The organism is Arthrobacter sp. Y3223164 (assembly GCF_059091005.1).
On sequence record NZ_JBNHGF010000128.1, the window covers coordinates 1 to 6,949 of the forward strand.

General features: G+C 68.0%; 7 protein-coding genes. 4 read left to right on the forward strand and 3 right to left on the reverse strand.

Features of this window, described 5'->3' with window-relative positions; translation table 11 throughout:
• On the forward strand, positions 1 to 1,592 hold a 1,592-nt coding region (locus AC5RUJ_RS08470), incomplete at its 5' end, for a glycoside hydrolase family 10-like protein (protein WP_494155759.1).
• A 15-nt stretch (positions 1,593 to 1,607) separates the two neighbouring features.
• A complete protein-coding gene (locus tag AC5RUJ_RS08475) occupies positions 1,608 to 1,991 on the forward strand; it encodes a hypothetical protein (protein WP_494128370.1) in 384 nt (127 codons plus the stop codon).
• Between the two features lie 12 nt (positions 1,992 to 2,003).
• Here AC5RUJ_RS08475 and AC5RUJ_RS08480 read toward each other — a convergent pair whose 3' ends face one another.
• Entirely contained in the window at positions 2,004 to 2,393 is a 390-nt protein-coding gene (locus AC5RUJ_RS08480; RefSeq protein ID WP_494049558.1) for a VOC family protein, read from the reverse strand.
• Between the two features lie 250 nt (positions 2,394 to 2,643).
• On the opposite strand from AC5RUJ_RS08480, the gene AC5RUJ_RS08485 reads away from it, so the two are divergent.
• The gene (locus AC5RUJ_RS08485; protein WP_494000424.1) at positions 2,644 to 3,204 is read left to right on the forward strand and encodes a dihydrofolate reductase family protein; all 561 of its coding nucleotides are present in this window, start codon (positions 2,644 to 2,646) and stop codon (positions 3,202 to 3,204) included.
• Positions 3,205 to 3,236: 32 nt separating this feature from the next.
• On the opposite strand, the gene AC5RUJ_RS08490 is transcribed toward AC5RUJ_RS08485, so the two are convergent.
• Both AC5RUJ_RS08490 and glmS read right to left on the reverse strand, forming a co-directional pair.
• The gene (locus AC5RUJ_RS08490) at positions 3,237 to 3,587 is read right to left on the reverse strand and encodes a holo-ACP synthase (RefSeq protein ID WP_494022527.1); all 351 of its coding nucleotides are present in this window, start codon (positions 3,585 to 3,587) and stop codon (positions 3,237 to 3,239) included.
• Positions 3,588 to 3,827: 240 nt separating this feature from the next.
• Entirely contained in the window at positions 3,828 to 5,729 is a 1,902-nt protein-coding gene (gene glmS, locus AC5RUJ_RS08495) for a glutamine--fructose-6-phosphate transaminase (isomerizing) (RefSeq protein WP_494012676.1), read from the reverse strand.
• A gap of 151 nt (positions 5,730 to 5,880) precedes the next feature.
• On the opposite strand from glmS, the gene coaA reads away from it, so the two are divergent.
• The gene (gene coaA / locus AC5RUJ_RS08500) at positions 5,881 to 6,858 is read left to right on the forward strand and encodes a type I pantothenate kinase (RefSeq protein WP_494000427.1); all 978 of its coding nucleotides are present in this window, start codon (positions 5,881 to 5,883) and stop codon (positions 6,856 to 6,858) included.
• Positions 6,859 to 6,949 lie beyond the last annotated feature (91 nt).

The following is a 6,949-nucleotide window of genomic DNA, read 5'->3' on the forward strand; positions in this document are numbered from 1 at the left end:
GCCTGTTGGGCGGCGGCCTCTCCCGCGCGGCAACGGCCCCCGGCGGTCCGCTGGAGGTCAGCCTCGCGGCGGCGGTCATCAACCGGGTCTACCGCATTACCGCCCGTGAACGGGCGCGGGTCACGGACGCGCCCAAGCACGAGTTCCGGGGCTTCTGGCTCTCCACCGTGCTGAACATCGATTGGCCGTCGCGCCCCGGCCTGTCGGCGGCCGTTCAGCAGGCCGAACTGCGCAGCTGGCTGGACCTTGCCCGCAGCCGGAACCTCAACGCCGTGCTGCTGCAGGTCCGTCCCGCAGCCGACGTCTTTTGGCCGTCGACGGCGGGAGAGCCGTGGTCCCGCTACCTGACCGGCACCCAGGGGCGCAATCCCGGGTACGATCCGCTGGCCTACGCGATCGGCCAGGCGCATGCCCGCAACCTCCACCTGCACGCCTGGTTCAACCCGTTCCGCGTGTCCATGACGGCGGACCCGGCGGACCTGATCTCCTGGCATCCGGCGCGGAAAAACCCGGGCTGGAGCTTCGCCTACGGCGGCCGGCGCTATTACAACCCCGGCATCCCCGCCGTCCGCAGCTACATCATCAAGGTGATCACCGAAGTCGTTGCCAAGTACGACGTGGACGGCGTCCACCTCGACGACTATTTCTATCCCTACCCGGTCGCGGGGCAAACCATCCCGGACTCCGCTGCCTACAATGCCTACCGGCTGGCCGGCGAGAGCGTGGCGGATTTCCGGCGGCGCAGCGTCAATGCTTTCGTCCGCGACCTCAGCGCCGCGATCTTCGCGGCCAAACCCCGGATGCTGTTCGGCATCAGCCCCTTCGGCATCTGGCGCAACCGATCGACCGACAGCCTGGGCTCCGCCACCTCCGGCCTGCAGAGCTACGACGCCACGTACGCCGACTCCCGGCTCTGGGTCAAACAAGGCTGGCTGGACTACGTGGTCCCGCAGCTGTACTGGCACCAGGGGAACCCGGCTGCCGATTACAACACCCTGGTCAACTGGTGGGCGGCCCAGGTGGGCGGCACGGCCTGCAAGCTCTACATCGGCGAGGCGGCCTACAAGGTGGGCGACCCCGCCCAGGGGGCCGACTGGCAGGACCCCCGCGAGCTCTACAACCACACGGCGAAATGCCGGGCCACGCCGGCGGTGCGCGGCCAGGTTTACTTCTCCGCCAAGTCCGTCCGGGCCAATCGGCTGGGCGGCATCGGCCTCGTCCAGGACAAGTTCTACCGGCGCGTGGCGATGACCCCGGTGATGTCCCACCTGGGCGCCCAGCGACCCTACTCGCCGCTGATCGTCAGCGCCCGGTGGAACGGAACCGGCGTCGAACTCGTCTGGCGGGGGGCGACGAGCGGGACGTTGCCGAGGCACTATGCCATCTACCGCTGGGAGTCCGACGGCGCCGCGGCGGCGTTCATTCCCTCGCAGGCGGGAGCCCTCCGGCGCGTGCACCGCCGCCGCGGCAATCCCGAAAGGTTCGTGGACACGGGCGCCGTCCGGGGACGAACGTACTGGTACGTTGTGGTCGGCATGAGCGACCTCATGGTCGAATCCGCGGCCGCATCCGCCATCTTCATCCGAGCCTGACGCCGGGACGAAGCCATGACGCCTGCCTCCCCATCAGACGGCGACCAGGGCCTCGTCCTGCTGGAGACTCTCGCCCGCCGGTTTGCGGATGACCCGCTGGTCGAACGCGGCACGATGTTCCGCAGTGACGGGCTGAGGCTGGCCGGAAAGATCTTCGCGTTCCTCGGCCACGGCGGCCGGCTGATCGTGAAGGTTCCGCGGCAGCGCGCGGAAGAGTTTGTTGCTTCCGGAGCGGCGGAACCGGTCACCATGGGACGTCGGACGATGAAGGAATGGGTGGCCTTCCCGGCGATCGCCGACGACGCGTCGGCTGCCGGCGACGCGTCGGCTGCCGGGCAACAGTGGCTCAGCGTCGTCGACGAGGCGTATGCGTACGTCAAAAGCCTGGGCGGCAGCTGAAGACGGGCGCCGTTACCCTGCCCCCTGCCCTGCGGGCTGGAACAGTTCCACCAGATTTCCAGCCGGGTCGGCGAGCAGTATCTGACGTCCGCCGGGACCGGCAACCACTTCGCTGCGGAACGACAGTCCCGCCCCGCGCAGCCGGTCGATCTCCGCGTCCAGGTCTTGCACGACCAGGTGGATGCGGTTGCGCCCGGCGGCCGCGTAATCCGTTGGGGTCGCGCGCGCCCCCGAGCTTGCCGGCCCGGAGAGCAACAGCCGCAGCGGCCCCCGCGTCACGTCGGCGAAGGCGGGCGAGCGCATGTTGACGGTGAAGCCGAAATGACCGGTGTAGAAGTCCACGGCCGCCCCGACGTCGTCCACGAGGTAGCGGACGCTGGCGTACTGCTCCGATGCTGGCACGGCTCTTCCCCCTCAATGTGCGGCTAGCGGCGGGCGCCGGCTGTCAGGATACATCGCACGCTTTGCCCGGAACAGGGCCGGGCACCGGTCCGCCCGACGGCAATCGCGACGGCGGAGTGAGCCGGCACAGCACAGCGATCCGGAACAGCGCAGCGGGCCGGAACCACAGCTCCGGCCTTCCGCCGATGCGCAAGGTTGGGGAACAATGGGCGGACGCTCCCCCGCCCTGCCCAATAGCCCAGGAGTCATCGTGGCACAGCTGCTGTATTCCGCAATCATGTCGCTTGACGGCTACATTGCCGACCGGGACGGCAACTTCGACTGGAGCGTTCCCGACGAGGAGGTGCATTCCTTCGTCAACGACCTGGAGGGACGGGTGGGCACCTATCTCTTCGGCCGGCGCATGTACGAGGTGATGGCCGTCTGGGAAACCGTGCCCGACGGCCCGGAGGTTTCCCCGGTCGAGCGGGCCTTCGCGGAGTCGTGGCTGCGGAAGGACAAGGTGGTCTATTCCCGGACCCTGCAGACGGTTTCAAGCGCCCGAACCCGGATCGAGCGGGAATTCGAGCCGGAGGCGGTGCGGCGCCTGAAGGCCTCGGCAGCGGCGGACCTGAGCATCAGCGGGCCCGACTTGGCCGGCCACGCCTTCGCGGCGGGACTGGTCGACGAATGCCTGTTTTTCGTCTCGCCGGTCGTGGTGGGCGGCGGGAAGCGCTTTCTGGCGGAGGACCTGAGAGTCGGGCTCGAACTGCTGGACGAGCGCCGCTTCGGCAACGGCGTCGTGTACCTGCACTATCGGGTGGAACGTTAGCCCGGGCCCGACGCGCGCCCGGCTGCCGGCCGCTACTTCTCGGCGACCGCCATGGCAGTTGCCAGGTCGCCGTCGTGGCTCATGGACAGGTGCCAGAACTTCACACCCCTGGCCGCGGACGCCGCGGCGACGGTGCCGGTGAATTCCGGGTAGGGGTCTCCCCCCGCGTCGACACAGATGGTGCAGTCCTGCCAGTTCATGCCGGCCGGAGCCCCCAGTGCCTTGGCGATCGCTTCCTTGGCCGCGAAGCGGGCGGCCAAGGACCGGGTAGTGAGCTCGCGTTCCGCGGGCGTAAACAGTCGCTCCAGCAAGGCCGGGGTGCGCTGCAACTGCCGGCGGAACCGGGAAACTTCCACCACGTCCACGCCGATGCCCACGATCATTCTTCGGCTCCCGCCCGAACCGACCACGGCGAGCGGGCGCACCGCGGAGCCAGGACCGGCTCCCCGGTGGAAATCAGGGTGCACCGCACGGGCGGCACGGACAGCAGCCGGACGCGCCGCCGGAGCGCCGCGTGGCGGGCGCGGACTGGACGTCTGGGAACGGAGCAGGCCCCGATCCTGTTGTACGGAGACCGGGGCGCCGCGAAGAGCAACCGGGTGGACATGCCTGCCAACTGCCTGCTACTCGACGGTGACGCTCTTGGCCAGGTTGCGCGGCTGGTCCACGTCGTAGCCCTTGGCCGTCGCCAGTGCCAAGGCGAAGATCTGCAGCGGGACCGTGGTGAGCAGCGGAGCCAGCAGCGTCGGCGTCTCGGGAACGTAGAAGACGAACTCGGCGAAATCCTTGACGGAGACGTCGCCTTCCTCGGCGATGACAATGGTCTTGGCGCCGCGGGCGCGGATTTCCTGGATGTTCGAGACGACCTTGGCGTGCAGCGAGTTGCGGCCGCGCGGCGAAGGTACCACCACGAAGACCGGCTGGCCTTCCTCGATCAGGGCGATCGGCCCGTGCTTGAGCTCGCCTGCGGCGAAGCCTTCGGCGTGGATGTAGGCCAACTCCTTAAGCTTCAGCGCGCCCTCCATGGCGACGGGGAAGCCGACGTGCCGGCCCAGGAACAGCACCGACTTGCTCTCGGCCATGAGCACGGCCAGGTCCTTGATGTCCTTGGCGTTGTCCAGCACGCTCTGGATCTTCGCTGGGATCTTGCCAAGGTCGGCCAGGATGTCCTTGATCTCGCCCTGGAACTTGTTCCCGCGCAGCTGCGCCAGGTAGAGGCCCAGCAGGTAGGCTGCGGTGATCTGCGCCAGGAAGGCCTTGGTCGAGGCGACGGCGATCTCGGGTCCGGCGTGGGTGTACAGCACGGCGTCGGCCTCGCGCGGGATGGTCGAACCGTTGGTGTTGCAGATCGCGAGGACCTTGGCTCCCTGCTCCTTGGCGTACCGGACGGCCATCAGGGTGTCCATGGTCTCGCCGGACTGGGAGATGGCCACAATCAGGGTGTTGGCGTCCACGATCGGGTCACGGTACCGGAACTCGTGCGAGAGTTCGACCTCCACCGGGATGCGGCACCAGTGCTCGATCGCGTACTTCGCCACCTGGCCGGCATAGGCCGATGTGCCGCAGGCCAGCACGATGATCTTGTTGGCGGTCTTGAGCAGCTCCGGGTCGATCCGCAGCTCGTCCAGGGTCAGCCTGCCGTGCAGGTCCGAGCGGCCCAGCAGGGTCTGGCCGACCGCCTCGGGCTGGTCGTTGATTTCCTTCTCCATGAAGGACGGGTAGCCACCCTTCTCCGCGGCGGCCGCATCCCAGTTCACCTCGAATTCGGTGCCCTGGGCGGCGTTGCCGAAGAAGTCGGTGATCTCGAAGGAGTCGGGGGTGATGGTCACGATCTGGTCCTGCTCCAGCTCCACGGCGCGGCGGGTGAAGTCGATGAAGCCGGAGACGTCGGAGCCCAGGAAGTTCTCGCCCTCGCCCAGTCCGACGACGAGCGGCGAGTTACGGCGTGCGGCGACGACGACGTCGGGCTGGTCCTGGTGGATGGCCAGCAGGGTGAAGGCGCCCTCCAGCCGCTGGCAGGCGAGCTGCATGGCCTTGGCCAGGGTCGCGGTGGCGGGATCCTCCGCGGCCAGGGAACGGTAGAGGTCTCCGAGCAGCACCGCGGCCACCTCGGTGTCCGTTTCCGAGCGGAACGTGTGGCCCTTGGCCAGCATGGAGGCACGGATCTCGGCGAAGTTCTCGATGATGCCATTGTGGATCACGGCGAGCTTGTCGCCGTCGGCCAGGTGCGGGTGCGCGTTTTCGTCGGTGGGGCCGCCGTGCGTGGCCCAGCGCGTGTGGCCGATGCCGGTCAGCGACTCGGGCAGCGGGGCGGACTCGAGCTCGTCCAGCAGATTGCTCAGCTTGCCCGACTTCTTCCGCGCCTCGATCCCGGAGCTGGAGATGACTGCCACTCCCGCGGAATCGTAACCGCGGTATTCCAGGCGGCGAAGGCCCTCGAGAACGACGTCCAGGGCGCTGTGATCAGCAGCGCTGACTCCGGCCCCGCCGTCGCGGCGGCCAACATAACCTACGATTCCACACATGGGATTAAGGGTACCTGCCCGCGGGGCCGTCACCGACAGAGGGTTCCGCACGCCATCCCGGCGGCCGCTGCGAAGGCGGGACGGGGCAATCCGCCGCGCCGCAGCGGGGCGCCTTTTGGGATTTGAATCCCGCAGCAGGCACAATTCATAGGTGACTGATGCGACACCGAAGACGACGGCGTCCAACGGTGAGAGTAACTTCACACCATTCGTGGAGCTGGACCGGCAGACCTGGTCCCGGTTGTCCAACGAGATTGAACAGCCCCTGGACCAGGACGATATCGAGCGGCTCCGGGGCCTGGGCGATGCCCTGAACCTGGACGAGGTCCGCGAGGTCTACCTGCCGCTCTCCCGGCTGCTCAACCTGTATGTGGGCGCGGCCGGCGAGCTGCACAAGGCCACCACCACCTTCCTGGGCGAAACCAGCCGCCGCACACCGTTCGTGATCGGCGTGGCCGGGTCGGTCGCCGTCGGGAAATCCACCACGGCCCGCGTGCTGCGCGAGATGCTGCGGCGCTGGCCGGACACCCCGAACGTGGAGCTGGTCACCACCGACGGTTTCCTCTACCCCAACGCCGAACTGGCGCGGCGCGGGCTGATGGAACGCAAGGGCTTCCCCGAGTCCTACGACCAGCGGGCGCTGCTGCGGTTCGTGTCCGAGGTGAAGTCCGGGGCAGAGGAAGTGCATGCGCCCTGGTATTCGCACCTGACCTACGACATCGTGCCGGACAAGGAAGTGGTGGTCCACCGTCCGGATGTGTTGATCGTGGAGGGCCTGAACGTCCTGGCTCCGGCGCGCCCGCGGGCGGACGGGCGCACCGGGCTGGCGCTGAGCGATTTCTTCGACTTCTCCATTTATGTGGATGCCAAGACGTCCTATATTGAGCAGTGGTACGTCAACCGTTTCCATAAACTGCGGCGGACGTCATTTACGGATCCGGAATCCTATTTCCACCGCTACGCCTCGCTCACGGACGAGGAGGCCACGGAGACGGCCCTGGGCATCTGGCGGCGGATCAACGAACCGAACCTGAGGGAGAACGTGCTGCCGACACGCGGGCGGGCACAGCTGGTGCTCACCAAGGACGCGGACCACTCGATCCGCAGAATGCTGCTGCGGAAAACTTGACATGGCCGTTCTGAGGGCGCCGGTGCTCGCAGCCGGCCTGGCCGCCGCGCTGGCCCTGCTCACCGGTTGCGCCCCGGCGGGGGAAACCGCT